Source organism: Achromobacter sp. FW305-C-13 (assembly GCF_058783475.1).
The window spans coordinates 557258-581039 of the sequence record NZ_JBYSYN010000001.1; the positions used below are offsets into that span (position 1 = coordinate 557258).

Annotated in this window: 25 protein-coding genes and 1 tRNA gene; 15 read left to right on the plus strand and 11 right to left on the minus strand. The window is 64.3% G+C overall.

Annotation, left to right across the window (positions count from 1 at the left end; all coding sequences use genetic code 11):
* Positions 1-6 precede the first annotated feature (6 nt).
* Positions 7-1203 (minus strand): succinyldiaminopimelate transaminase, encoded by a 1197-nt coding sequence (gene dapC / locus AC3WMU_RS02595; protein ID WP_492281764.1) that lies wholly within the window; start codon positions 1201-1203, stop codon positions 7-9.
* 47 nt (positions 1204-1250) lie between these two features.
* On the opposite strand from dapC, the gene AC3WMU_RS02600 reads away from it, so the two are divergent.
* Positions 1251-1337 (plus strand) — tRNA-Leu (locus AC3WMU_RS02600).
* A 161-nt stretch (positions 1338-1498) separates the two neighbouring features.
* Here AC3WMU_RS02600 and sorB read toward each other — a convergent pair.
* Both sorB and sorA read right to left on the minus strand, forming a co-directional pair.
* A complete protein-coding gene (gene sorB / locus AC3WMU_RS02605; RefSeq protein WP_454677297.1) occupies positions 1499-1858 on the minus strand; it encodes a SorB family sulfite dehydrogenase c-type cytochrome subunit in 360 nt (119 codons plus the stop codon).
* Between the two features lie 9 nt (positions 1859-1867).
* Positions 1868-3103, minus strand: a complete 1236-nt coding sequence (sorA, locus tag AC3WMU_RS02610; RefSeq protein WP_492281765.1) for a SorA family sulfite dehydrogenase catalytic subunit — start codon at positions 3101-3103, stop codon at positions 1868-1870.
* A 234-nt stretch (positions 3104-3337) separates the two neighbouring features.
* Here sorA and AC3WMU_RS02615 point away from each other — a divergent pair, with 234 nt between their 5' ends.
* Positions 3338-3787, plus strand: a complete 450-nt coding sequence (locus AC3WMU_RS02615) for a hypothetical protein (RefSeq protein WP_006225346.1) — start codon at positions 3338-3340, stop codon at positions 3785-3787.
* A gap of 28 nt (positions 3788-3815) precedes the next feature.
* On the opposite strand, the gene AC3WMU_RS02620 is transcribed toward AC3WMU_RS02615, so the two are convergent.
* The gene (locus tag AC3WMU_RS02620) at positions 3816-4187 is read right to left on the minus strand and encodes a hypothetical protein (protein WP_035213362.1); all 372 of its coding nucleotides are present in this window, start codon (positions 4185-4187) and stop codon (positions 3816-3818) included.
* Between the two features lie 94 nt (positions 4188-4281).
* Positions 4282-4518: a hypothetical protein gene (locus AC3WMU_RS02625; protein ID WP_006225344.1), complete on the minus strand. Its 237-nt coding sequence runs from the start codon at positions 4516-4518 to the stop codon at positions 4282-4284.
* 411 nt (positions 4519-4929) lie between these two features.
* On the opposite strand from AC3WMU_RS02625, the gene AC3WMU_RS02630 reads away from it, so the two are divergent.
* The 6 genes from AC3WMU_RS02630 to AC3WMU_RS02655 all read left to right on the plus strand — a co-directional run bounded on the left by AC3WMU_RS02630 (position 4930) and on the right by AC3WMU_RS02655 (position 12298).
* Positions 4930-6387 carry an MFS transporter gene (locus tag AC3WMU_RS02630; RefSeq protein ID WP_280028308.1) on the plus strand — a complete coding sequence of 486 codons (1458 nt, stop codon included), beginning with the start codon at positions 4930-4932 and terminating at the stop codon, positions 6385-6387.
* The gene (locus tag AC3WMU_RS02635; protein ID WP_492281766.1) at positions 6384-7925 is read left to right on the plus strand and encodes an FGGY family carbohydrate kinase; all 1542 of its coding nucleotides are present in this window, start codon (positions 6384-6386) and stop codon (positions 7923-7925) included. The genes AC3WMU_RS02630 and AC3WMU_RS02635 overlap by 4 nt, the downstream gene beginning before the upstream one ends.
* Entirely contained in the window at positions 7922-9601 is a 1680-nt protein-coding gene (locus tag AC3WMU_RS02640) for a glycerol-3-phosphate dehydrogenase/oxidase (RefSeq protein ID WP_492281767.1), read from the plus strand. Before AC3WMU_RS02635 ends, AC3WMU_RS02640 begins: the two co-directional genes overlap by 4 nt.
* Entirely contained in the window at positions 9598-11154 is a 1557-nt protein-coding gene (locus AC3WMU_RS02645) for an FAD-binding oxidoreductase (RefSeq protein WP_492281768.1), read from the plus strand. Before AC3WMU_RS02640 ends, AC3WMU_RS02645 begins: the two co-directional genes overlap by 4 nt.
* A gap of 2 nt (positions 11155-11156) precedes the next feature.
* Positions 11157-11741: a glycerol-3-phosphate responsive antiterminator gene (locus AC3WMU_RS02650; RefSeq protein ID WP_006225339.1), complete on the plus strand. Its 585-nt coding sequence runs from the start codon at positions 11157-11159 to the stop codon at positions 11739-11741.
* Between the two features lie 164 nt (positions 11742-11905).
* Positions 11906-12298, plus strand: a complete 393-nt coding sequence (locus tag AC3WMU_RS02655; RefSeq protein ID WP_492281769.1) for a VOC family protein — start codon at positions 11906-11908, stop codon at positions 12296-12298.
* Between the two features lie 15 nt (positions 12299-12313).
* Here the strand turns inward: AC3WMU_RS02655 and AC3WMU_RS02660 are convergent, their stop codons facing one another.
* Positions 12314-12943 (minus strand): LysE family translocator, encoded by a 630-nt coding sequence (locus AC3WMU_RS02660; protein WP_492281770.1) that lies wholly within the window; start codon positions 12941-12943, stop codon positions 12314-12316.
* A 222-nt stretch (positions 12944-13165) separates the two neighbouring features.
* Between AC3WMU_RS02660 and aqpZ the strand changes: the two genes are divergently transcribed.
* Complete coding sequence (aqpZ, locus tag AC3WMU_RS02665; RefSeq protein ID WP_006225336.1) at positions 13166-13879, plus strand: aquaporin Z; 714 nt, start codon at positions 13166-13168, stop codon at positions 13877-13879.
* Positions 13880-13890: 11 nt separating this feature from the next.
* Here the strand turns inward: aqpZ and AC3WMU_RS02670 are convergent, their stop codons facing one another.
* A complete protein-coding gene (locus AC3WMU_RS02670) occupies positions 13891-15108 on the minus strand; it encodes a DUF1444 domain-containing protein (protein WP_006225335.1) in 1218 nt (405 codons plus the stop codon).
* Between the two features lie 165 nt (positions 15109-15273).
* Between AC3WMU_RS02670 and AC3WMU_RS02675 the strand changes: the two genes are divergently transcribed.
* The 3 genes from AC3WMU_RS02675 to AC3WMU_RS02685 all read left to right on the plus strand — a co-directional run bounded on the left by AC3WMU_RS02675 (position 15274) and on the right by AC3WMU_RS02685 (position 17166).
* Positions 15274-15837 (plus strand): cytochrome b, encoded by a 564-nt coding sequence (locus tag AC3WMU_RS02675; protein WP_280028300.1) that lies wholly within the window; start codon positions 15274-15276, stop codon positions 15835-15837.
* A gap of 96 nt (positions 15838-15933) precedes the next feature.
* The gene (kdsA, locus tag AC3WMU_RS02680; protein WP_006225332.1) at positions 15934-16791 is read left to right on the plus strand and encodes a 3-deoxy-8-phosphooctulonate synthase; all 858 of its coding nucleotides are present in this window, start codon (positions 15934-15936) and stop codon (positions 16789-16791) included.
* Between the two features lie 66 nt (positions 16792-16857).
* Positions 16858-17166, plus strand: a complete 309-nt coding sequence (locus tag AC3WMU_RS02685; RefSeq protein WP_280028299.1) for a carbohydrate isomerase — start codon at positions 16858-16860, stop codon at positions 17164-17166.
* Here the strand turns inward: AC3WMU_RS02685 and AC3WMU_RS02690 are convergent.
* Positions 17163-17657, minus strand: coding sequence for a GNAT family N-acetyltransferase (locus AC3WMU_RS02690; protein WP_492281771.1), 495 nt, complete (start codon positions 17655-17657; stop codon positions 17163-17165). The two genes, AC3WMU_RS02685 and AC3WMU_RS02690, sit on opposite strands and share 4 nt — an antisense overlap.
* A gap of 173 nt (positions 17658-17830) precedes the next feature.
* Between AC3WMU_RS02690 and AC3WMU_RS02695 the strand changes: the two genes are divergently transcribed.
* Complete coding sequence (locus AC3WMU_RS02695) at positions 17831-19471, plus strand: PqiB family protein (protein WP_424922738.1); 1641 nt, start codon at positions 17831-17833, stop codon at positions 19469-19471.
* A 163-nt stretch (positions 19472-19634) separates the two neighbouring features.
* Positions 19635-19892: a hypothetical protein gene (locus AC3WMU_RS02700; RefSeq protein ID WP_035213355.1), complete on the plus strand. Its 258-nt coding sequence runs from the start codon at positions 19635-19637 to the stop codon at positions 19890-19892.
* A gap of 8 nt (positions 19893-19900) precedes the next feature.
* On the opposite strand, the gene AC3WMU_RS02705 is transcribed toward AC3WMU_RS02700, so the two are convergent.
* The 3 genes from AC3WMU_RS02705 to AC3WMU_RS02715 all read right to left on the minus strand — a co-directional run bounded on the left by AC3WMU_RS02705 (position 19901) and on the right by AC3WMU_RS02715 (position 22435).
* On the minus strand, positions 19901-20209 hold the full coding sequence (locus tag AC3WMU_RS02705) for a hypothetical protein (protein ID WP_006225327.1): 309 nt from the start codon (positions 20207-20209) through the stop codon (positions 19901-19903).
* A gap of 113 nt (positions 20210-20322) precedes the next feature.
* Entirely contained in the window at positions 20323-21756 is a 1434-nt protein-coding gene (locus tag AC3WMU_RS02710; RefSeq protein WP_006225326.1) for an MFS transporter, read from the minus strand.
* Positions 21757-21850: 94 nt separating this feature from the next.
* Positions 21851-22435, minus strand: a complete 585-nt coding sequence (locus AC3WMU_RS02715; RefSeq protein ID WP_006225325.1) for a TetR/AcrR family transcriptional regulator — start codon at positions 22433-22435, stop codon at positions 21851-21853.
* 94 nt (positions 22436-22529) lie between these two features.
* Here AC3WMU_RS02715 and AC3WMU_RS02720 point away from each other — a divergent pair, with 94 nt between their 5' ends.
* The gene (locus AC3WMU_RS02720; RefSeq protein WP_424626104.1) at positions 22530-23720 is read left to right on the plus strand and encodes an MFS transporter; all 1191 of its coding nucleotides are present in this window, start codon (positions 22530-22532) and stop codon (positions 23718-23720) included.
* Positions 23721-23782: the final 62 nt, after the last annotated feature.

Genomic DNA, 23782 nt, shown 5'->3' on the forward strand with positions numbered 1-23782 from the left:
GGTTGATCAAACAGAAGTATGTACAAAATGGGCGATGCGCTCGGCTGCCTGCACGCAGTCAGCCAAAGGCGCCACCAACGCAATACGGATGCGGCCGTGGCCGGGATTCGCGCCGTGCGCTTCCCGCGCCAGGAAACTGCCCGGCAGAACGGTAACACCGGTGCGGCCGTAAAGGTCACGCACAAAGGCCGTATCCGACCCCGGCGTGGCCGCCCACAGGTAGAAAGACGCCTGCGGGCGCGACACGTCCAGCACGTTTTCAAGAATGGGCACCACCGCGTCGAACTTTTCGCGGTACAGGCGCCGGTTGTCCTTCACGTGCGCCTCGTCCGACCAGGCAGCGACGCTGGCTGCGGAAACCAGCGGGCTCATCGCACTGCCATGATACGTGCGATACAGCAGGAAGCGGCCAATCAGCGCCGCGTCGCCCGCCACGAAACCCGACCGCAGGCCGGGCACGTTGGACCGCTTGGACAGGCTGGAGAACGCCACCAGATTGCGGTAGTCGTCCCGGCCCAGGCGGCGCGCCGCCTGCAGGCTGCCCAGGGGCGGGTTGCCTTCGTCCAAGTAGATCTCGGAATAGCACTCGTCAGACGCGATGACAAAGCCGTAGCGGTCGGACAGCTTGAAGAGCGTTTCCCATTCGTCCAGCGCCATGACGTTGCCGGCCGGGTTGCCGGGCGAGCACACGATCACGAGCCGCGTCTTTTTCCAGACCTCGTCGGGCACGTGGCTCCAGTCGCTGGAAAAATTGCGCAACGGATCGGCGTTGACGAAGTAGGGCGTGGCGCCCGCCAGCAGCGTGGCGCCTTCATAGATCTGATAGAACGGGTTGGGGCAGATGACCACCGAACCCGCCGACGGGTCGATCACCGTCTGCGTAAAGGCGAACAGCGCTTCGCGCGAACCCAGCGCCGGCAGCACCTGCGTGTCGGCATCGGGGGCGGGGATGCTGTAGCGGCGGGCCAGCCAGCCCGAAATCGCCTGGCGCAGCGCCGGGTCGCCCTTGGTGGACGGGTACACGGACAGGCCGCCCATGTGGTCACGGATCGCCTGCGCGATACGTTCCGGCGCGGCGTGCTTGGGCTCGCCGATCGACAGATTGATGGGCGTCAGGCCGTCCGGCTGCGTGCTGGCGGAAGCCAGCAACGCCCGCAGTTTTTCGAACGGGTAGGGGTGTAAAGCATCGAGGCGCGGATTCATGACGCAAGATTTTAACAAGCAAGCTACAATAGCGGGCTTGACCTTTAGCGAAGGTGGCGAAATTGGTAGACGCACCAGGTTTAGGTCCTGACGCCGTAACAGGTGTAGGGGTTCGAGTCCCCTCCTTCGCACCACATATTGCCTGACGTTGTTTGGCGTTACGCCGACAATGTCATCCAACCCCCGAGCGCTCGAATGCGCCGGGGGTTTTCTTTTGCTTCCAGCTAAGACATCCCCCATAAGGGGACGCATGACGCGCCAACGTCAGTAAGTACAGCGCCGGGAAACCAAGGCCTCAGGGCTTGGGGGACCCGGCAGGTTGGGGCGGTGGATAGGCTTGGTTCAGGTACTCCACGATCAGCGGCACTTGTTCGGCCGGAATGGGGGCGCCGTAGGTGCCGACCATCTTTTTGACTTCGGCATCCCAGAAGCCCAATGGCATCGGCGGCTGCGACGACAAGTAATCGACCGAGTGGCACATCAGACATAGGGCCGCGCTTTGGGCTCCGGCGCCGGTGCCGGGGTGCAGCGTTGCGGTTTCCGGCGGGAGCTGGATGTCCAGGGCAGCGGCGGATGCGCAGGCAGACATCGCGGCCAGGGCGATGGCTAGCCTGACCAGGCGGCCGTGGGGGTGGCGACGGGTGGAGCGGGTCATGGGAGCTCCTTACGCGGCGTTGACGCGCACGGTTTCGACCACGTTGCGCATGTACCCCGACGGGTTCCACAGCGGGTCTAGGGGTTGGGTTTCGCCCGCCGTATTGGTGGCGCGGACCTTCAGGACATAGACGCCGGCCTGCTCAGGCGTGAAGTCGGCGTGCCACTCGCGGAAGGAGTAGCGGCCCAGGTCCTCGCCCAGAGAGGCGGCGCGCCAGGTCTTGCCGCCGTCGGCCGAGAATTGCACGTCGCGAATGCCGCGGCCGCCGTCGAAAGCAATGCCTCGAACCGGCACGCGTTGGCCCTTGGTCACGCGGGCGCCGTCTGCCAGGCCGGTGATGAAGCTGCGCACGTTGTAGCGGCCGATGGGGCGAGTTTTTTCTGGCGCTTTGCCCACCGGACTGCAGGCGCAGTCGTTATCGGGAATGCGGTAGGCCTTCTGCATCCAGAAGCCGTCGAACTCGGTGTTCAACACCTGGATGTCGGCCAGGTGTTTTACCCAGTAGGTGCCGTAGTAACCGGGCACCACCAGCCGCACGGGATAGCCGTTGAGCAAGGGCAGGTCGGTTCCGTTCATGGCGTAGGCCAGCATGACTTCGCCGTCCATGGCGTGGGCCGCGTCCAGCGCCTTGACGAATTCCGGGGTGCCTGGCAGCACGGGCCGGTCCAGGCCTTCGAAGGTGATTTGGCGGGCGCCGGCCTGGATGCCCGCCTTTTCCAGGATGCGCTTGAGCGGAATGCCCACCCAGCGGGCATTGCCCATCGCGCCATTGCCCAGTTGGCCTCCCCCCACGCGTGGCTCAAAAAAACCCCGGCTGTTGCCGGAGCATTGGGTGACGGCGACCAGTTCGACGGGCGCGCCGAACTGCTGCTTCAGGTCGGTAAGCGACAGTTCAAGGGGCGTGCCGACCAGGCCGCCGACACGCAGCCGGTAGGTGGCTGGGTCAATGGCGGTCGGAATGTTTCCCAGGTGGTAGCGCACGAAGAAGGCATCGTTGGGCGTGATGACGCTGTCGTTGAACACCTCAAACGGCGTTTCCAGTTGCGGTGGCCGCGAGGTCTGGCGGATCAGGGGGCGCTTCTGCGGGTAGGCGATCAGGTCGCGCTCGCCGTTCGCGAAAGGCAGCGTGACTGTGGCCGGGGCGGCCAGGCCGATCAGGCTATGGCTGGCCAGCGTGCCGGCCGCGCCCACGGTACAGGCTTGGCGCAGGAAGCGCCTGCGCCCATCCGAATCGAATGTGCTCATGCTTGTCTCCTCGTTGTTTTTTTCCGCACTCCGCTATACGCGGAGCGGTCGGATGAGGCTACGCCGGGCTAGCTGACGGGCACGTTAATTGTCGCGGCACGCTTACAACGGTCGTTCCAATAATCGCGTTATCTGCAGAATCCGCGCGCCTCTTCCCGATGCGACGCTCAAGTTTCCGCCCCGGTTGCCGTTAATGCCGATACAGCTTGTATAAGCCACCGGAAAAACAGTCCTATGTTTGATTTCATCTCCATCGTCGTAACCATCGTTGCCCTGATTGCCTGGGCAATTCATCGCCAAAAGAAGCGCCATAACGCATTGTTGGCGAAGTTTCGTGAACACAATCAGCGACTTGGTACGGCCTTCCCCGAAGACAGCGTCGACAGCGAATTGATTCTCAGCGATAAGGACAAGAAGGTCGTCATCGCATTTGATCCCCAAACGCAAAAGCTCTGCATGGTGTCGGGCAAGAATGATCCGGGCGAGGTGCTCGACTTTTCTTATATTCGGCAATGGCAATTGAAATGGACCGAGGTTTCAGGCAACGGCGGGCTCGCGTTCAAGAATGTCCATTTCGCCTTTTCAACCAGCGACCTCAAAAGACCGCTGATCAATATCCCCGTGGCCGGTAAAGGGTATGGCGACACCTGGAATAGCCGCCTGGGGATTCTGATGGGCGCCTGAGCAATTTCAAGCTCAGCGCCTTTCCCGACTACCCGCCTTCGGCCTCCGGCGCCGGGCGGTTCGGGAATACGTTCAGCGACATGATTTCGCGTTCGTATTCCGTCATCAGCATGCCCACCAGGTGGCCATGCAGCAACCCGAAGCGGGTCCAGTTCAGCGGTTCGCTACCCGGCAGCAGGTCCAGCAAAAGAAGTTGGCCGGTGCGTACCGTGCCCACGAAATAAGCCCGTTCGTCCAGGCCGCCCGCGGGCGGGGCATGATAGATCTTGACTGCCCGGCCGGTATCGTCCTTGCGCCACGCGCTGACGCCTCTTGCGGCGGCGTCATCGGTGCGCTTCAGATTATTCTGGATCGTCATCCAGAGGCCTTTGGCGTTCGGGGTATGTACAACAATCGTCATGGGCAGGTTTTTTCCGTGTTGGCGGGCAACATGGAATTTATCCAGAACCCTCCGAAAGCGACAAGCCCTGATTCGCCTCAGGCCGACCGTCTGATCAGTTCTTCACCTTGACGCGATCACGCCGCTTCTCGGTCCGGGGTTCCACGTCGCGTCCCAATTGCACATCCATCAAGATCGCGGCGTGCACTTTTGCGCGGCTGGCTTCAATGCGATGCATGCACGACCAGCCGCGTTCTGCCGCGACCGCCAGTTTTTTGTCCAACTCCGTGTGGCGGCGGCGTTTGTTTTCGGTCGACATGTTGCCGAGTTCTTGATCGGTGATTAAGCGCATCTGAATTCCTTTTCAGTCGGGTTGTGTGATCGGGTGATCGCCTCTTTGCGGGTTTGCGTAAATGTGCGAATGCGCGGCGCGTAAATGCGGCGCCGGCAATGTCGAGCGTTGCTTGGAATCGGCCGTAGTGTGCCAGCTTGTGTATTTAATGCAAGTCGTTGAAAAATAAAGATAAAAAAGTATAAGAATTACGTTTTCCATATACTTTCCAGCGACTTTGGATACTTTTTTCAGCAGGCGAAAATTGTCGCGGAACAGGGTTTGTCCTGATGCCCAACCTGCTTGACACCCCATCGCGCAACCCATAAAGTCACCGCACAGATTTAGATAAAAGACCATCTGTAAGGTGGTCTTTTATCGCGTGCAGATTGCGTCGACCTCTTACAGAAATAATTCCAAGAGGAGACGACTGTGCAATCATCGACCGTGAAAATACGTGGCATCGACGATGTCATCGCTTTTATCGATTCACGCCCCGGCATTGCTGGCCGGGCCGGCCTCATCTGGTGGCTGGCGCTGGGCGGACTGTTCCTGGATGCGTTTGCGAATTCGGCGTTAAGCGCGGGCCTGGGCCCGATGACGCGCGACTTGGGCCTGAAAGCGGGCCAGGTCGCGTTGATGACCTCGTTTGCTTCTTGGGTGGCCATTGCCTTCAATCCCATCGGCGGCTGGATGGCGGATCGTTGGGGGCGCATCCGGCCCTTGATCATCGCCAAGTTCCTGGCCGTGATTGGCGCGGGGCTGGTGATGTTTGCGCCCAGTTTCGAAGTCATCCTGGTGGGCCGCTTCTTCGTGGGTGCGGCCTACGGGATCGACTTCGCCATCGCGATGGCCGTTCTGGCCGAGTTCACCCCCGTCAAATTCAAGAGCCGCCTGAACACCTGGCAGGGCATGTGGTACACGGCCGTCTGCACGAACCTGCTGTTGGCGATGCTGTTCTTTTCGTGGGATGTGGGCGATTCGATCTGGCGCTATTCCGTTGCGGCCACGGCGATTTTCGCGCTGGTCATCCTGGTGCTGCAGCTGAGCTACATGGTCGAAAGCCCGATCTGGCTGGCCCGCAAGGAACGGGTCGAGCAGGCGGCCCAGGCCATGACGCGCATCTACGGGCAGGCCTTTGTCGCCGCGCCGCCGGCTGAACGCGTGCCGGTTGTCAACCAGGCCAAGCGGGGGCTGGCCAACGTGCTGCTGATCTTCCGTGGCGTGTACTTGCCTCGCACGATCCTGGCCGCCACGGTGCAGATCGGCCAATCGATCCAGTACTTCGCCGTGGGCTGGTATCTGCCGCTGATCAGCGCGGCCTTGTTCGGCAAGGACTTCATCTACGCCACGATCGGCGCGCTGGTGTTCAACATCTTCGGCATCTTTGGCGGCTTCCTGTCGCCGTACATCGGACGCAAGCTGGGATTGCGCCGCGCCTCGGCGTTCGGCTTTGCGATGGTGTTCGTGATCCTGCTCATCCTGGGCTCCTTCCACGGGCAGATGCCGTTGTGGCTGGCGGTGGCGCTGCCGTCGCTTTTCATCCTGTTCCACTCCGGCGGCCCGGGGGCCAACGGCAAGAGCCTGTCGTCGCTGTCTTTCCGCAGCGAGCTGCGCGCCGGCGCCAACGGCATCATCGGGGCGCTGGGTTCCACCGGCGCCGCGGTGGGCCTGCTGGTGTTTCCGATCTTTCGCGAGAACTACGGCCTGGAAAAGACCTTTCTGATCCTGTCGGTCGTGCCCCTCATCGCCAGCATCATCTGCTTCGTGATCAAGTGGGACCCCACCCGCACCACCATCAACCCCGATACCGAGACCGGCGCGCCCCAATTCAAGGACGACGGCGCGCTGGCTACCCTGGACCCCGCCATTGGGAAAGCCTCGCGATGACAAACAACCCTGTGATTCTGGCCATTGATGAGGGCACGTCCGGCACGCGGGCAGCCACCGTGTCCGCCGACGGTCACGTGTCGTGCCTGGAATATCAGACGCTGCACGTGGAGACGCCCCGGCCCGGCGTGGTCGAGCAGGACGCCAACGAGATCCTGGAAAAGACGATCAGCGTCTGCCGCGCCACCATCGCCCAGGCCCAACGGGCGGGGCAGCAGATCGCGGCAGTGGCGCTGGCAACGCAGCGCGCCACCGCCGTTCTGTGGGACACGCGGACGGGGGCTGCGCTGGTGCCGGCCATGGTGTGGCAGGACACCCGCTTCGTCGACGAGCTGGATCAGTTGGCGCCCGACTGGGACGCGCGATTGCTGGACCGCGTGGGCCGTCCCGTGGGCGTACGGTCGCTGTATCTTTGGGCGGCCCGCCATCTGCGCGATACGCCGCAGGTCGGGCAGGCCTGGCGCGAGAAGCGTCTGGCGTTCGGCACCGTGGACAGTTGGCTGCTGTGGCATTTCTCACAGCGCCGCGAGGTGGTCACAACACCGACCAACGCCACCTCGTCCGGGGCCTATGTGCTGGCGGATCATCGCTATTACCTGGAATGGGTGCAAGAGCTGGACTTCCCGTTCGAGCTCTTGCCCGCCTTGCGCCAGGACGCGGACGACTTCGGCCGGACGCGTCCCGAGGTATTGGGTATCGAGGTGCCGATCCTGGCGTCCGCGGGCGACCAGCACGCCGGCGCGATCGGCCTGGGCTGCCTGGACCGCGGACAGGCGATGTGCGTGCACGGAACGGGCAGCTTTGTGGACTTGATCATCGGCCCCGAGCCGCCCGTGAACTCGGGGCTGTCCGAAGGTTCGCTGACTATGACGGCCAGGCGCCAGGACGGCGTGTCGCACTTTGCCGTCGAGACCTTTGTGGCGACGACGGGGTCCGCGTTGAACTGGGTCTGCGAAAAGCTGAAGTGGTTTGCGGATGCGCGCGAGATCAGTGCGCTGGCGGCGACGGTGGGCGCATCGCAGGGGGTGACGTTCGTGCCTGCCCTGACGGGCTTGCGCGTGCCCCAGATGGAAGCGGCCGCGCGCGCCTCATTGACCGGCGTATCGATGGCGACGACGCAGGCCGAAGTCGCCTACGCCATTCTGGAAGGCATCGCGCATTCGGTGACCAGCTGCATCGAGGCGGATGAAGCCGTGTCGGGCGTGCGGGTGTCCGAACTGGTAGTAGGTGGCGGCTTGTCTTGCAGCGATCCCTTGCTGCAGATCCAGGCTGATCTGATCGGCATCCCGATCCGCCGCATGCAGGAATCCGACCGCGCCAGTCTGCGCGGCATTGCCTATCTGGCGGGTTCGTCCGGGCTGTTGTGGCCGTCGCTGCATGATGCCTGCAAGACCATTGCGACCGATGCGGTGTTCCAGCCAGCCATCGATGCGGCGGAACGCGCGCGGCGCCGAGCATTGTGGCACGCCCGCGTGGGCTCGGAATTGGGGCACGTCAGGCAGTTCAAGCAGGAAAAAGAGGAGGCGTTGCACAAATGATCGGTTGGCTATCCAGAAAGCCCAGGAAGGACCGGGCCGATATGACGAACACCGAGCCATTACGTCTGATGCGGCAAGAGCAATTGGACAGGTTGGGCAGTGAGCAGTACGACATACTTATCGTGGGCGGCGGGATTACCGGCGCGTATGCGGCGTTGGATGCCAGCTTGCGCGGGTACCGCGTGGCTGTCGTCGAGAAGGACGATTTCGCATCGGGCACGTCTTCGAAGTCGTCGAAAATGGTGCATGGGGGGCTGCGCTACATCGAACAGGGCAACCTGGGGCTGGTGCGGCATTCCTTGCACGAACGCCAACGCTTGCGCCGCAATGCGCGGCATCTGGTCCAGCGCCTGCCGTTCCTGTTTCCGATCCTGGAGCGCGACGGGGTGTTCGACAAGCGCCTGGCCAAGGCCTTTGAAAGCCTGCTGTGGACGTACGACATGGCAGGCGGCTGGCGCGAAGGCATCCTGCATCAGAAATTGACTGCGGCGGAAGTGCTGTCGCATTGCCCGACCTTCAAGGAAGAGGGGCTGCTGGGCGGATTCCTGTACTTCGATGCGCGCGTGGACGACGCTCGGCTGACGCTCGCCGTTGCGCGTACGGCCGCCTTCCATGGCGCGACGGTCATCAATCACGCCAAGGCGATCGAGGTGACGCGCAATGCGCAGGGCAAGGTCGACGGCGTGATCGTGCAGGCGGGCCAGCAAGAGATCCGCGCGCGCGCCGGCGTAGTCATCATGGCCACCGGCGTCTGGTTGCGGGATTGGAGCGGCGCGAAGCGGGGTGATGCGTCGGCGTTGCACGTGCGTCCCGCCAAAGGGGTGCACGTGGCGGTGCCCTGGCTGAAGGTGCGCAACGACTGCACCGTCACCATCCCGGTGCCAGGCCGCAGCCGTCGCGCCACGATCACGCGCTGGGGCAACGTGTCGTATCTGGGCACGACGGATGAAGACTACGAAGGCGATCTGGACGACGTGTACTGCACGCGCCGCGAGCTGGACTTCCTGCTGGAAGGCGCACGCTCGGCCTTGAAGACCGATCTGCAGGCGGAGGACGTCGTGGGCAGTATCGCGGGTTGCCGGCCGCTGGTCGGGCCAGCCGGCGGCAAGACGCTGGAGATGAAGCGCAATCATGAAATCCGCGTGGCCGCGGATGGTCTGGTCACGATCGTGGGCGGCAAGCTGACCACGTCGCGTCACATGGCCGAACAGACGATCGACGCCGCGCAGCAGGTCATCGGTCAGCGCAATCCGTGCCAGACGAAGAAGGCCTATCTGTTGGGCGCGGCGGGCTACGACCCGCAAGCGATTGTGGCCTCGGGCGGCATGTCGGCGCATCTGGGCGAGCGGTATGGCACCGAGGCGCGCTTTGTCAGCGACTTGATGCAGGCCGCGCCAGCGCTGCAGACGCCCATCGTCCAGGGCTTGCCGTACACCGAGGCCGAAGTCCTGTACGCCGTGCGCCATGAATTGGCCGGCACGGTCGAGGACGTGCTGTCGCGCAGGATGCGCGCCCGCCTGATGGCGCGCGACGCATCCGCCTTGGCCGCGGCGCGTGTGGGACAGATCCTGCAATCCGAATTGGGCTTGGCGCCCACCGTTATCACGCAGCAGGTCAACGACTACCTGGCTGCGATCCAGCACGAAAAATCCGTACTTATGGGAGACAAGGAATGATCAGCAAAGAAGCCATCAAGCGCGGCTACAACCGTGGCAACTACGTCGTCGGCGCGCACACGCCGCCGGCCTATGCCGCCGCATTGGCCCAGACCGGCTCGGAACCCGGGTTGCAGCGCGATCCGGTGCGCGTGTCTGCGGGGCAGATCGACGCGTTGCGCCACGTGGCCGACGAGGTGTTGACCGACACCACCGATGTCGTCGCCTGGACCCGTGATTGGTGGGCGGGGTCGATGATGTCGGAAACGGGTGGCAAACCTGCCACGCCGCATGCGGTGATCGTCAGGGTGTCTTCGGTGGAGCAGGTGCAGGCGGTGATGCGCATCGCCAACGCGGACGCCATCCCCGTCACCGTCTCGGCGGGCCGCAGCAACGTCACCGGCGCCGCCTTGCCCGTGCGCGGGGGCATCGTGCTGGACGTCTGCCAGTTGAACAAGCTGATCGGCGTGGACCGCGAAAGCCAGATCGTCGAGGTGGAGGCGGGCATGTTCGGCGACGTGTTCGAAGAGACGATCCAGAACGAGTACGGCTTGACCATGGGCCACTGGCCATCATCGTTCGGCATCAGCTCCGTGGGCGGCTGGGCGGCGTGCCGGGGGGCGGGCCAGTTGTCCACGCGCTACGGAAAGATCGAAGACATGGTATTCGGCATGGATGTGGTGCTGGCCGACGGCAGCCTCATCAGCGTAGGCGGCTATTCCCGCGCGGCGGTGGGCGCTGACCTGCAGCAGGTCTTCATCGGGTCCGAAGGCACGCTGGGCGTGATCGTGCGTTTGCGCTTGAAACTACATCGGCTGCCGGACTACGGCCGAGCCATTGCCTATGGCTTCAAGACCTTCGCCATCGGCCTGGAGGCGTGCCGCGAAATCATGCAGCGCGGCGCCAACCCGGCGGCGCTGCGGCTGTATGACGAACTGGAAAGCGGCGTGCAGTTCAACCGGCCCGACCTGAACGTGCTGCTGGTGGCCGACGAAGGCGCGCGCCAGATCGTGGACGCCGTCATGGAGATCAGCCAGGGCGTATGCGAGGAACTTGGGGAGAAGCTGGATGGGGACGCGGTCTTCGAACGCTGGCTGGAAACCCGCTACCTGACGGGCAAGAGCGCCGAAGGCTTCAAGCGCAGCCCGGGATTTGTGGCCGACACGCTGGAAATGGCGGGTCGCTGGAGCGACCTGCCGGGCATCTACGCCGAAGTGGTGGCAGCGGTCAACGCGGTGCCGGGCACGCTGGCGGGTTCCGCGCATCAGTCGCACGCCTACGTCGACGGGGCCTGCCTGTATTTTTCGTTGCGCGGCGAGGTCGAGGTGGAGCGGCGCGCGCAGTGGTATCGCGCGGCCTGGGATGCGGCCAATGCAGTGCTGATTAAATATAATGCCGCGCTCAGCCACCATCACGGGGTGGGCCTGTTGCGCGCTCCGTACATGCAGGAATCGCTGGGCGGCGCCTTCGACGTGCTGTGCACGATCAAGCGCACGCTGGATCCGCAGAACATCCTTAACCCCGGCAAGCTGGGATTGAGCGATGCGCGCTTTTACGGTCAGGAAAATCGATAACCATGGATAGGTCATTCGGGGCATGTCTGGCGCGCCATCCCGTCATCGCGACGATGTACGGGCTTGAGCAGATCAATACCTTCGTGGGCAGCGTGGCCGAAATCGGCATTGTCGCCAACGTCGAGTTGCGCAAGCTGGCGCCCGTGATCGCGGCGCTGAACCGGGCGGGCAAGTTCGCGATCGTCAACATAGACAGCTGCGAAGGCCTGTCGCAAGACAAGGGCGGCGTGGAGTACCTGGCCGATATCGGCGTGGCCAGCCTGGTGTCCACCCGCGTGGCCACCATCCAGCGCGCCAACCGGGCGGGCATGGTCACGATGCAGAAGGTGTTCGTGACCGACCGCTCGACCTGGCCGCGCAGCGTCAAGGCGCTGGAGCAGAGCGACCCCAATCTGGTCCAGCTGATGCCGGCGCCGATGCTCACGCACATGGCGGAGCAGGACCTGAAGGCCCTGCCTCCCATTGTGGCGTCGGGGTTCGTCTGCAATCAGACGGATATCGGTATCGCGATGAAGCACGGCGCGGTGGGCGTATCAACCAGCGACCATGCCTTGTGGAGCCTGGACCCGCGGCAGCTCAAGGGCTGACGCCATCCCGCTGCGAGCCAAATCCGCGCTTCAGTGCCAATGATCTGACCAGAAGAACGGTTGGATCATTGCGCTGGATATATATCCAGCATTCTGATCAAATCAAGGGTTCCACCCGCCGCTAAACCGCACGGCCGGGCCGGTTTCACTTGCTAAGGCTGATCATGAAATTCGGATACACCATCATCTATGTGCCCGACGTCGCGGCATCGCTGACCTTCTTCGAACGCGCGTTCGGCTTTTCCCGCCGCTTTCTGCATGAATCTCAAACCTATGGCGAACTCGACACGGGCGAGACCACGCTGTCGTTCGCCGCGCATGCGCTGGGCGACATGAATTTCGACGGCGGGCATATCGAAGCCTCGTCTTCCCCCAAACCACTGGGCATGGAAGTCGCTTTCGTGACGGACGATGTGGCCGCAGCGCATGCGCAAGCCGTCGCAGCGGGCGCCACGGAACTGAGCGCACCGGTGGCCAAGCCGTGGGGGCAGGTCGTGTCGTATCTGCGCTGCCCGGACGGCACGCTTGTGGAGTTGTGCACTCGTGTGCAGGGCTGATCGGCCTTCGCGGACTCAGCGCAGGTCGCTGCGCCGGTAAAGCGTCAGGCCCAGCGCCAGCGCAGCCAGCATGCCGGCGCAACCGCGGTTGACCCACGTCATTACCCGCGCGGAAAACGTCCGCATGGCGTGGCGTCCGCCGAAGGCGTAAAGGCTCATCATCAGGCAGTCGATGGCGGCGCTGGTCACTGCCAGCACCAGGTATTGCTGGGCCACGGGCGCGGCAGGCTGGATGAACTGCGGCAGGAACGCCGAAAAGAACAGGACGCCCTTCGGATTGGACAACCCGACGAACAGCGCCCTGAAAAATGCTGAACGGCCGCTTGCGGGCGACGGTGCGGCATTCGCCCGCAAGGCTTGCGCGGGTGCGCGCCAGATGGCCCATGCCAGATAAAGCAGATAGGCCGCGCCGCCCCATTTCACGATCGAGAACAACTGCTCGGACGCCTGCAACAGCGCGCCCAGCCCGCAACCCACCGCACCGATCAGGATCAGGTCCGATAACGCCGCGCCGGCGATGCCGCAGCGAGCGACCCGCATGCCGTGGCAAGCACCATTGTTCAAGGCCAGCAGCATCGACGGGCCAGGCGTGATCATCACCGCACTGACGGCAACGATATAGAGAAAGAGAGTGGAGGCGTCCATATCCAGTTGGGGCCGTTCGAGGCGGCATCAGGATAGCGCGAAATGCCCGGGCCTTTCAGCATCGGTCGTTTGCACGATCGCCGGATCCTGTCGGGGGCCTTACCGTCAGCAATGCCTTGGCGTGGGCGCCGGCCCGGACAAGAACTGTCAAGATTTTCAGTTCTTTAAAGTCATGATCGCCGCTGCGCGATACCTTGGGCTTTTCGTAATCGGAGAGTTGACATGTATTCGCTACCAAAACGTTGCGGCGCAGAATTTTTCGGCACGTTCTGGCTGGTGCTGGGCGGGTGCGGCGCCGCGGTGCTCGCGGCCGGATTTCCCGAGTTAGGCATCGGCTTCGCAGGCGTCGCGTTGGCATTCGGACTGACGGTGCTGACGATGGCGTTCGCGGTGGGCCATATCTCCGGCGGCCACTTCAATCCGGCGGTCACGGTCGGCCTCTTTGCCGGCGGCCGGTTCCCCGCCAAGGACATCCTGCCCTATGTGATCGCGCAGGTCTTGGGGGCGATCGTGGCGGCAGCCGTGCTGGCCTGCATCGCCAGCGGCAAACTGGGCTTTGACCTCAAGGGCAGCCATTTCGCGGCAAACGGCTATGGCGCGTATTCGCCGGGCAAGTACTCGCTTGCGTCCGCGCTGGTGACGGAAGTGGTGATGACCGCTGGCTTTCTGTTCGTGATCCTTGGCGCCACGTCCAAGCGCGCGCCGGCCGGCTTTGCGGCCATCCCGATCGGGTTGGCGCTGACGCTGATCCACTTGATCAGCATCCCCGTCACGAATACGTCGGTGAATCCGGCACGTTCGACCGGGCCGGCGCTGTTCGTGGGCGGTTGGGCGATAGAGCAGTTGTGGCTGTTCTGGGTTGCGCCGATCGCCGGCGCCATCATCGGCGCCATCGCGTACCGCCTGGTCAGCAATCCGGCGGCAGAGCGGGGCTAGCCGACCAACACCTAAGTCACTTCGTTCAACTGCGCCAGCAGGGCGTCTGCCGGAAATCCTTGCGTGCGGTACCTGACGGGGTAACCGACTTCCCGCGCCAGCAGGGGTTCAAGCAGGTGCGCCGCCTGCTCCCATGACACGACCCGGACTTCGCCGATCTCGTCTTCGGCATCCGGGCGGACCAGCGCCAGGCGATCGACCTTGGGCAGCGACGTGTCCACGCCACGCGTCCATGACGCCAGCGAGAACGAGGTGGCGGGGTCATCCTCCTGAGTGAAGAGGTTGTAGTTGGCGACGAAGATATCCATGCCCTGTTCTTCGTGGATGTGATCCAGCGCCTCTTTCTGGGCGTCGTATTCCGACTTGTCCAGCAAGCGGGCCAAGTGCGCCAGGCGGTGCGCCAGCGCGGGGCTGCCTGGTTGGTAGCGCAAGGGTTCGCGGTCTTCATAGTGGTACATGTGTGCGCTGACCACTCGCCCATGCTGCAACGCCTGCAGACAGAATTCCACCATGGCGACCAGTCCGTCGTCGTCGTTGTCCCCCGTGACAAGCAGCACGTCGCGGGTGGGCATCATGAACACGGGGCGGCCGCGCACGGGTACGCGCTCAAGCATGTCGGGCAGCAGCGCGCGGCTGATGTCATAGCCGTCCGCCCAGCCGCCGCGGTAGACGCCCGGCGCCAATTCGGAAAAATGGTCGGGAGCGTCGCGCAGGTTGTCGATGGCGATCGCCAGTGCCTCTTCGAACGTCAATCCCCATGCGGCCTCGGGGCCGTTGGTCAGGGTGGAGATGGCATCGGGATGGTCCAGTGCCAGCAGAACGACGCAATCGTCGCCAAAAGGGCGGAAGGCGGGGTGGAAGGCCGAGTCGTTGCCCTCAGTGCGGACGTGGTGCAGGCGCACGTCCTCCAGCGCGCTGCGGCCGCGGATGACGGCCCTGAGCATCGGCCGGGCGACGGAGGCCTGTTGCGGCGTGCCTTGCGTGCTGCTGGACAAGGCGGACACGAAGCCCTGCAAGGCCCGCTTCTGTTCCGCCCCGCGGGTGTTGCAATAGGCGTGGTAGGCGTTGTGCAGGTTGAAGTACGAGCCTTCGCCCAGCAGCAGGCGGAATTCATCCGCCTTGTAGCTCAGCGCGTTTGAGAATCCTTCGCGCCGCGCCGCGGCGACGAACAGCTTGGCGAACTGGTCCGGCGAGGGCTTGCGCCGGAAGAGAGAATCGAAAAAACCCATGAGCCCACCTTTGTTTCAAGTGCCGGGCGGCGCGACGGCCGGTCCGCAACGGATCATTGTGGCCAGTGAACCTCATCGCGTCCAGCGATAAAGCCTGTTGCTCAGGACGCCGTAAGTCGGATGTCCCTACGCTTGCGGGCTGTTGCCTGCCCAAGAGCGCTGCCGATGACGACGTCCCCTCTACCCGCCGCCCATCCGGATGCGGCGCACTACGACCGCACCACGATCGTGTTCCATTGGCTGACGGCCTTCCTGGTCGTCGGCCTGTTTGCACTGGCCGAGACCTGGAGCTTCCTGCCGCGCGGAACGCCGACGCGCCGCTTGCTGCAATCGCTGCACATCTCATTCGGCCTGGCGTTCGCGGCGGTCTTCGTGTTGCGCATCGTCTGGCGCCTCTGTCAGGGCAGGCGCTTGCCGCCCGCCTCCCGCGGCTGGTTGCGAGTGGCTAGTACGGGTGTACACGGCCTGCTGTACCTGCTGATGGCCGCGCAGATCGTGCTGGGATTCCTGTTCCGGTGGGCCCAGGGCGAGCCGTTCGCCTTCTTCGGCCTGTTCAACGTGCCCACGCTGATCGCCATCGACCACGAGCAGCGCCGGTTCATCGGCGGGCTGCACGATACCGTGGCCTGGACGATCATCATTCTGGCGCTGCTGCATGCGCTGGCGGCCCTGTTTCACCATTACGTCCTGCGCGACGGCGTGCTGCGCCGCATGCTTGCCAGCCGGTAAGACACCGGGAAATACGGGCCGGAAGGTGAAAAGCGGGCGGGGCAGGTTGTACATTACGCACTGTCACCTGCCTTATCACTACAGGATTCCTTCATCATGACCGCCCCAGAAGTCGTTATCTCCCCGTCGATCCCCTGCGCCAACGATCGCCCCTTCGTGCTGTTCGGCGGCATCAATGTGCTGGAATCGCTGGATCTGGCGCTGCGCGCCTGCGAGGAATACCAGCGCGTGACCCGCAAGCTGGGCATCCCGTACGTGTTCAAGGCGTCGTTCGACAAGGCCAACCGCTCGTCCATCCACTCTTACCGCGGCCCGGGGCTGGAAGAGGGGATGAAGATCTTCGAAGCGGTCAAGAAAGAGTTCGGCGTGCCGGTCATCACCGATGTGCATGAACCTTGGCAGGCCGCGCCGGTGGCCGAAGTCGTCGATATCCTGCAATTGCCCGCTTTCCTGGCGCGGCAGACGGATCTGGTGGTGGCGCTGGCGAAAACGCAGCGCGTGGTGAACATCAAGAAGCCCCAGTTCCTGAGCCCGACCCAGATGCTGAACATCGTCGAGAAGTTCACCGAGGCCGGCAACGACAAGCTGATCCTGTGCGACCGCGGCACCAGCTTCGGTTACGACAATCTGGTCGTCGACATGCTGGGTTTCGGCGTGATGAAGAAAGTGACGGGCAACCGTCCGTTGATTTTCGACGTGACGCACGCCTTGCAACAGCGCTCGGCGCTGGATGCGGCTTCCGGCGGCCGCCGCGAGCAGGTCGCCGAGCTGGCGCGTGCCGGCATGGCGGTCGGTCTGGCCGGCCTGTTCCTGGAAGCCCACCCCGACCCCAAGAACGCCAAATGCGACGGCCCCAGCGCCTTGCCGCTGGACAAGCTGGAACCGTTCCTCACCCAGCTCAAGCAGCTGGACGACCTGGTGAAGTCCTTTGCCCCCATCGACATCGAACCGTGACGCGGGCTGTCATCCTGCCTCCGTCAACTTGTTATACGATCCAGGCCACACTTTAGGGAGGCCTGGATGTCTTTGCATGTGATCGTCGCCGTTCGAAAAGAACCCGTCAGCGGGCATATCGCCTACGTGCGCTGGGGCCAGGCCGAGCGCGGCGTGCCCGGCTGGGTCACTGAACCCGTGACGGCGGCGGCATCGGAAGTGATCGACGTCATCAAGGACGGTGGGGCTGTTGAAACCGCCTTCAGCGTAGAAGGCACCAGCGTCGCCTTGCGTGCAGTGCGGGTGCTGGTCGACGACGACGGACGCGAGCACCTGGCGTCCGTGCCGGTCCCCAGCTCCACGCTGCACACGCTGTTCGATCTGCCCGAGTTCTAGGCGGCTGCGCGGCGGCCTTCGGCAAAGCCGCGCAGCGCCTCGTCGGCCAGACGGTAGCGCACCCATTCATCCATCGGCAGCGCGCCGATGGACCGGTAGAAATCAATCGCCGGCTTGTTCCAGTCCAGCACGCTCCATTCCAGGCGGCCGCAGCCGTTGGCAACGGCTTCCTGCGCCAGATGGCGAAGCAGATCGCGTCCCGCTCCGATACCGCGGTGTTCGGGCGTGATGTACAAATCTTCCAGATAGATACCGTTCTTGCCCAGCCAGGTCGAATAGCTGTAGAAATAGACGGCGTAACCGATCGCCTTTCCGTCCACGAGGCACATCAGGGCCTTGGCGGGGGCCTGGGGGGCGAACAAGGTGCGGGCGACGTAGTCGGCGCTGGCGATCACCTCGTGCGCGGCGCGCTCGTAGACGGCCAGTTCGGTGATGAAAGCGTAGATTTGGGCCGCATCCGAAGGGGTGGCGGGGCGGATGGTGATATTCACGTTGACTTCCTCCAAATGGGACGGCCATGCTACCCGCTAATGCGCGGATTTGCAGGCAGGGTGGAAGTTGGGTCACCGGGAATCCCCCCACTTGCGCCGGTTGGCCTGCGGCGCGACGCTAGCGTAGGAATCCGCCCTCGCGTCCGGACGTGTACACAAAGGGGTTGCCCTGTATGGCTGAGTCTGGTTCTGCCGCTGGTCAAACGCCATCCGGCCTGCCGCATAAGCGGCGGCGACTTTCCTGGATCTGGCTCGTGCCCATCGTTGCGGCGGTGGGCGGATTGCTGCTGGTGTTGCAGGTCTGGCTGAGCGCGGGTCCCACGGCCGTCATCCATTTCCAGACCGCCGAAGGGCTGGAGGCCGGCAAAACCCAGGTTCGCTACAAGGAGGTCACCGTCGGCCTCGTCGAACGCGTCGCCCTGAATCGGCAGCGTTCCGGCGTGGACGTGACCATCCGCGTGGATAAGGACGCCAACGGCCTGCTGCAGGACGGCACCGTGTTCTGGGTGGTCAGGCCCCGCCTGACGCTAAGCGGCGTGTCCGGGCTGGGCACGTTGCTGTCGGGTTCGTATATCGGCCTGGATCCGGCGGGAAGCCGTGGCAAGGACGGCGCAAGTCCGAAGAGTCGGTATGAATTCACCGGGTTGGAAGTGCCGCCTGAGGTGGCGCAGGACCGCGCGGGCAAGCGCTTCACGCTGCAGGCCAAGGATCTGGGGTCGCTCGATATCGGGTCGCCGGTGTACTACCGCCGCATCGCCGTGGGCCAGGTGGTGGGATACCGTTTGTCCAAGGGCGGAGAGGGCGTGGACGTGCAGGTGTTCATCGACGCGCCCAACGATGCCTATGTCAATGAAGGCACGCGCTTCTGGAATGCCAGCGGCGTGGACTTCAGCGTGGACGCCCGCGGGTTGCAGATGCGGTCGCAATCCCTGTTATCGGTGATCATCGGCGGCGTGGCGTTCGACACGCAGGAGCAGCGCAGCCATCAGGCGGCGGCCGCCGATGCGTCGTTTGTCATCTATCAGAACGAAGAAGCGGCTCGCGCCCAGCCCGACGGTGTTCCGCTGCGCATCCGCATGCGATTCGACCAGTCCGTGCGCGGCCTGGTGGTTGGCGCGCCCATCGATGCGTATGGCGTGACGATCGGCAACGTGACGGCGATAAATCTGGATTTCGACAGGACCACTCAGCAGTTCTACGCGGTGGCGTCCGCCACGCTGTATCCCGAACGCCTGGGCGGGCAGACCTTCGGCAAGATCAGGGAATACGCCGGAAGCGACTTGCAGCACCCCAGCGGCAAACTGTTGGCGGCGATGATCGAACGCGGCACACGCGCGCAGTTGCGCATCGGCAACCTGCTGACCGGCCAGCTGTACGTGGCGATGGTCGAATTCCCGGACGCCAAGCCGGTCACGTTCAAGATGGAGGACGAGCCCTTCATTCCCACCGTGCCGAACAACCTGGATCAATTGCAGCAACAGGTCAACAGCATCCTCACGAAGCTTGACCGCGTGCCGTTCGACGCGATCGGGACCGAGCTGAGCGGGGCCTTGCGCGCAGCCGCCAGCCTGGTCAGGCGGATGGACACGAAGCTGGCGCCCGAGGCGCAGGCCTTGCTGCGGCAGGCCAACCGGTCCCTGGCGGCCGTGGGCGGATTGCTGGCGCCGGATGCCGTGTTGCCCCAGAACGCGGACGTCGCGTTGCGTGAACTGGGCAGGGCTGCCCGATCGCTGCGGGAGCTATCGGATTACCTCCAGACGCATCCGGATGCGTTGCTACGCGGAAGGGCGCCGGATGCGCCCGTCCGACGGTAGTTTCTGCATTGCAGGGCTTGCCCTTACCGCCGCGCCGGCGACGGCCTGTGCGCGGCACGAGGGCGGACGCGGCACTCGGCGCGGGTACGGCACTTGCTGCAAGCTCCATGCGACCGGCTGCTGCAAGAGGGCGCCGGCACGGTATCAGAGGGGGGACAATCGCATGGACCATAGTGAAATGATGGTGCGCATGATCTCGCAGCCCGTTGCGCCGGGCAAGGTCGACGGCTGGGACGGCATACTCTCGGCCTATGCGGATTGCCTGTTGCAGGTACAGGCCAAACTATCGGACGCCGACGTCACGCGCTTCCTTGAAGTCGGAGCCCTTGTCTTTCGTACTTGCTGTCAGGAAGAGGCGCGGCAACGCTGGACGGCCGAGGAGCTGGCCGCATTCCATCGCAAGCGCGAATTCGGCGTCTAGCCGCCCGTTCAGTACAAGCACTGGCTGAGGGTAAATTTGCGGCCGAACGCGCGGACCTCGTCGCCGTCCACCGAGGCGGCCACATCCCAGTGGCAGCCGCGCGTCACCAGGAAGGACTGGCCAAGCAGCGCATGGCGTAGCGCAAACTGCCAGAAGGCCGATTCCGTGCCGACCGGTTCCAGTTCGTGCGGCCCGATCATCAGGCGGGAGGGCCGTGGCGTGGCTCCCATCGACCATCTCAAGGCGATCGCCATGAAGGCGAAACGCGCCGAAAGCGAGGAAGGTTGAACGCAAAGCAGTCGGATCTTGTTGCTCATGGACGTCACCTTGTTCAGGTGTCGTCAGCGTAACAAAGACCCGTGTGACGTTCCATACCGCGTTTGGTGGATTTCAGGCCCGATGGTCCAATATTCGTCGATACCGCGCGGGTTCAATGCTTGGCGGCGTTCGCTCTCGTGACCCGTGCAAGCAGCAGCCAGGCCAGTGCGGGCGCGACGGCGAAGGTGGCAAACAGCCAGCGTGCCGCGTGCTGCGCGCCTTCGACACCGCCCGGGTCGGCCAATCCCGCGCTGTTGGTGACCACCCCCGCCAGCGCGGCCGTCACCGCCGATGCGTACAGTTGCACGGTGGTGATCGAGGACGACGTCAGCGTTTCCTCGCCCTTGGGCGCGGCGTTGAAGATCCGGGTGAGCAAATGCGGCCATGCCAGCCCAATGCCGAATCCCACGCCTGCCAGCGCGACGATATAGGCCGCCAGGCCTGCCACGGATGTCAGCACCGCCGTCTGCGGCGTCATGATGGCCAGGCCGATCAGCGAAGCCAGGATCACGACGGGGCTCAGGCGTACCAGGCGATCGGCAGCAGTCCCCGTGCGCGTCGAACTCGGCATCGCGGCAAGTGTCCAGCCCGCCGCCATCGCGGCCGTCATGTAGCCCGCGGTCAGCGGTGACAGGCGATGGATGACCTGCAGGAAGTAGGGCACGAAGATCTCGGTCGTAATGGCGGCCACCACCAGGCACATCACGGCATACAGCGCACCCAGCGGTGCGCGTATCGAATACGCGCCTGTCGGCAGCAAGCGCTTCTTGGCGCGTGAATCCACTCGGGCGATCAGTGCGGCGATCGTCAGGCCGCCAGCGATGCCCGCCAGGTTCCAGCCCAGATCCGTCGACAGGCTGGCCAGCGTGATGGCCAGCACGGACGTCACCAGCAGCGCAAGCGTGCCCAGGGGCAAGGACGAAGGCGGGGCAGGGGGCACCGAAGCCCGGCCGCCAACCTTGAACGTCACGATCAAAGCCAGTGCGGCGGCCACAGGCAGCAAGGCCCAGAACGCCAGCCGCCAATGGCCGGTCTGGGCGAAGATGCCGCCGATTGCCGGACCGCACAAGGTGGCCACGCCCCACATGCCCGACACCAGCGCCATGGCGCGCGACCAGAGGGGCGCATCGAACACCAGCCGGATCAGCGCATAGCTGAGCGCAAAGAGAATGCCGCCGCCCAGCCCCTGGATGCTGCGGCCGGCCAGCAACACCGGCATGCTGGGCGCCAGAGCACAGACGACGGCGCCGGCGGTGAAGATGGCGACGGCTACCAGGTACGCCGCGCGCGGACCCAACGCTTCGATCAATTTGGCCGATAGCGCCGATCCGATGATGGAGGTCACGACGAACAGTGTCGTGTTCCAGGCGTAGTACTCCAGCCCCCCGATGTCCTGGATGACGCTGGGCAGGATAGTGGTCACGATATAGACATTGATGGCGTGCAGCGCCACGCCGCCTGCCAGGGCGATGGAGCGCAGGGCGTTGGCGCCATGCAGCAGGTCGGCCCAGGAAGCGTTTGAATCAGGAGTGGTGCTGGCGGCCACAACAGTCTCCAGGATTATTTAAACAAGTTTATGCTTTGATAATACGTGCATTGCAGCCGATGCACAATCGAAGGCCTGTCCTGCAGTGAGTGTCCTAGAGCCGCCGCAAGCCGCGCAGCAGCAGGTCCAGCGCATGCAGGGCCTGCTCAAGTCGGGGGGCACCCGCCGGCGCATCGGCAATCCAGACGGCGGCGTCGGCCAGGCTGCCATTGATCAGCCGCGCCAGCGCGTGCGGATCGGCGTCATCGATGATCTGCGCTGCCATCAGGCCCTGCAGCAGCCCGGCCAGCGACGCGACGCATTGTTGCTGGGCGGCTTCGGAAGCCGGGCCCAGCACCGCCCGCGCGTCCTGCAGCACGATGCGCCGGACGTCGGGTTCGGTCGCCATATGCAGGTACGCGCGGCAGCGTCCGCGCAAGGCGTCCCAGGGGGCGGCCGCCTGCGCCGACACCACATTGAGCCGTTGATCCATTTCGTCGTCGATTTGTTCGACCACGGCCGCCAGTAGGCCCTTTTTGTCACCGAAATGGTGATACAAAGCCCCTCGCGTCAGTCCCGCGGCTGCGGTCAGATCATCCATCGACGTGGCGGCGTAGCCCGTGTGCTGAAAGGCGTGCCTGGCAGTCGCCAGCAGCTTGGTCCGGGTGGCCTCGATCATCTCGGCGCGGGAACGCGACATGCAATTCTCCAGTGACATACGGCGTGTATGTTAATTGACATACGCAATGTATGTGAATACGATCTCGCCGTCTACCAGGTTCAAAAGGTTATCGGTGTCCAATCCGTATCGTGAGTTGTTCAAGGCGCCCGGCGCCACCGGTTTTGTGTTGGCCGGCGCGATCGCGCGCCTGCCCTTGCCGATGATCGGCATCGGCATCATCACGATGCTGTCGGAAGTGCGCGGGGCCTACGCGCTGGCGGGGGGCGTTGCCGCCACTTTTGCGTTGGCCACTGCCTTGCTGGCCCCGCGCATCTCGCGCCTGGTGGATCGGCATGGGCAAGGGCGAGTGCTGCCGGTGGCGGCCGGCATTTGCGTGCTGGCGCTGATCGGCCTGGCCGCATGCGTCCAATGGAATGCGCCGGATTGGACGCTGTTCGTCTTTGCCGTGCTGGCGGGCGCCTTGCCCAGCATGCCCGCGATGATCCGCGCGCGATGGACGGAAATCTACCGCGACCAACCGCAGTTGCGTACGGCCTATGCGCTGGAATCCGTGGCGGATGAACTTAGCTTCATCGTGGGGCCGCCCATTTCAGTGGGGCTGAGCGTGGCCTTGTTTCCCCAGGCCGCACCGCTCGCCGCAGCCTTGCTGCTGGCGGTGGGTGTGACGGCGTTCGTCTTGCAGCGGGCGACCGCGCCCGCCGTCCAGGTCAGGCAAGCAGGGCGCGAGGCCTCGGTGCTGCGCATGCCCCCGATGCAGTCGCTGGTGGCGATGATGTCTGCCATGGGCGTGATCGTCGGCACGATCGACGTGCTCAGCGTCGCGTTCGCCCGGGCGCAAGGGGTGCCGGCGGGCGCCAGCCTCATCCTGTCGGCCTATGCTTTGGGTTCCTGCGTGGCGGGGCTGGTTTTCGGCGTGCTGAAATTCCAGATGCCGCTTGCGCGGATGCTATCCATTGCGGCGGCGGTCACGGCCTTCACGACCTTGCCGTTGCTGCTGGTGAATGACCTCATCACGCTCTCGCTGGGCGTGCTGCTGGCCGGGTTGTCATTTGCGCCCACCATGATCATCGCCATGGCGTTGGTTGAAAGCAGCGTGCCCGGACAGCGCCTGACGGAAGGGCTGACGTGGCTGGTGACGGGCCTGGGCGCGGGCGTGGCTGCCGGCGCGGCGATGGCGGGCTGGGTGGTCGACCACTACGGCGTCCGGGCGGGATTCTGGACGGCGGTCGTCGCCGGCGCCATCGTGCTGCTGGTGGCCTTGCCGGGGGCGCGGGCCGGCGCGGCAGGGCGCGTGGCTTCCTGAGGCGGGCGTCTCGATAGAATGGCGGTTCCGGCGCGCTGCGGGGCGCGCCGCCTACAGGAGCA

Bases quoted from the DNA above. Each gene is read 5' to 3' on its own strand.
- dapC (WP_492281764.1), bottom strand. From the start codon at position 1,203: ATGAATCCGCGCCTCGATGCTTTACACCCCTACCCGTTCGAAAAACTG.
- sorB (WP_454677297.1), bottom strand. From the start codon at position 1,858: ATGACCCGCTCCACCCGTCGCCACCCCCACGGCCGCCTGGTCAGGCTA.
- sorA (WP_492281765.1), bottom strand. From the start codon at position 3,103: ATGAGCACATTCGATTCGGATGGGCGCAGGCGCTTCCTGCGCCAAGCC.
- AC3WMU_RS02615 (WP_006225346.1), top strand. From the start codon at position 3,338: ATGTTTGATTTCATCTCCATCGTCGTAACCATCGTTGCCCTGATTGCC.
- AC3WMU_RS02620 (WP_035213362.1), bottom strand. From the start codon at position 4,187: ATGACGATTGTTGTACATACCCCGAACGCCAAAGGCCTCTGGATGACG.
- AC3WMU_RS02625 (WP_006225344.1), bottom strand. From the start codon at position 4,518: ATGCGCTTAATCACCGATCAAGAACTCGGCAACATGTCGACCGAAAAC.
- AC3WMU_RS02635 (WP_492281766.1), top strand. From the start codon at position 6,384: ATGACAAACAACCCTGTGATTCTGGCCATTGATGAGGGCACGTCCGGC.
- AC3WMU_RS02640 (WP_492281767.1), top strand. From the start codon at position 7,922: ATGATCGGTTGGCTATCCAGAAAGCCCAGGAAGGACCGGGCCGATATG.
- AC3WMU_RS02645 (WP_492281768.1), top strand. From the start codon at position 9,598: ATGATCAGCAAAGAAGCCATCAAGCGCGGCTACAACCGTGGCAACTAC.
- AC3WMU_RS02650 (WP_006225339.1), top strand. From the start codon at position 11,157: ATGGATAGGTCATTCGGGGCATGTCTGGCGCGCCATCCCGTCATCGCG.
- AC3WMU_RS02655 (WP_492281769.1), top strand. From the start codon at position 11,906: ATGAAATTCGGATACACCATCATCTATGTGCCCGACGTCGCGGCATCG.
- AC3WMU_RS02660 (WP_492281770.1), bottom strand. From the start codon at position 12,943: ATGGACGCCTCCACTCTCTTTCTCTATATCGTTGCCGTCAGTGCGGTG.
- aqpZ (WP_006225336.1), top strand. From the start codon at position 13,166: ATGTATTCGCTACCAAAACGTTGCGGCGCAGAATTTTTCGGCACGTTC.
- AC3WMU_RS02670 (WP_006225335.1), bottom strand. From the start codon at position 15,108: ATGGGTTTTTTCGATTCTCTCTTCCGGCGCAAGCCCTCGCCGGACCAG.
- AC3WMU_RS02675 (WP_280028300.1), top strand. From the start codon at position 15,274: ATGACGACGTCCCCTCTACCCGCCGCCCATCCGGATGCGGCGCACTAC.
- kdsA (WP_006225332.1), top strand. From the start codon at position 15,934: ATGACCGCCCCAGAAGTCGTTATCTCCCCGTCGATCCCCTGCGCCAAC.
- AC3WMU_RS02685 (WP_280028299.1), top strand. From the start codon at position 16,858: ATGTCTTTGCATGTGATCGTCGCCGTTCGAAAAGAACCCGTCAGCGGG.
- AC3WMU_RS02695 (WP_424922738.1), top strand. From the start codon at position 17,831: ATGGCTGAGTCTGGTTCTGCCGCTGGTCAAACGCCATCCGGCCTGCCG.
- AC3WMU_RS02700 (WP_035213355.1), top strand. From the start codon at position 19,635: ATGGACCATAGTGAAATGATGGTGCGCATGATCTCGCAGCCCGTTGCG.
- AC3WMU_RS02705 (WP_006225327.1), bottom strand. From the start codon at position 20,209: ATGAGCAACAAGATCCGACTGCTTTGCGTTCAACCTTCCTCGCTTTCG.
- AC3WMU_RS02715 (WP_006225325.1), bottom strand. From the start codon at position 22,435: ATGTCGCGTTCCCGCGCCGAGATGATCGAGGCCACCCGGACCAAGCTG.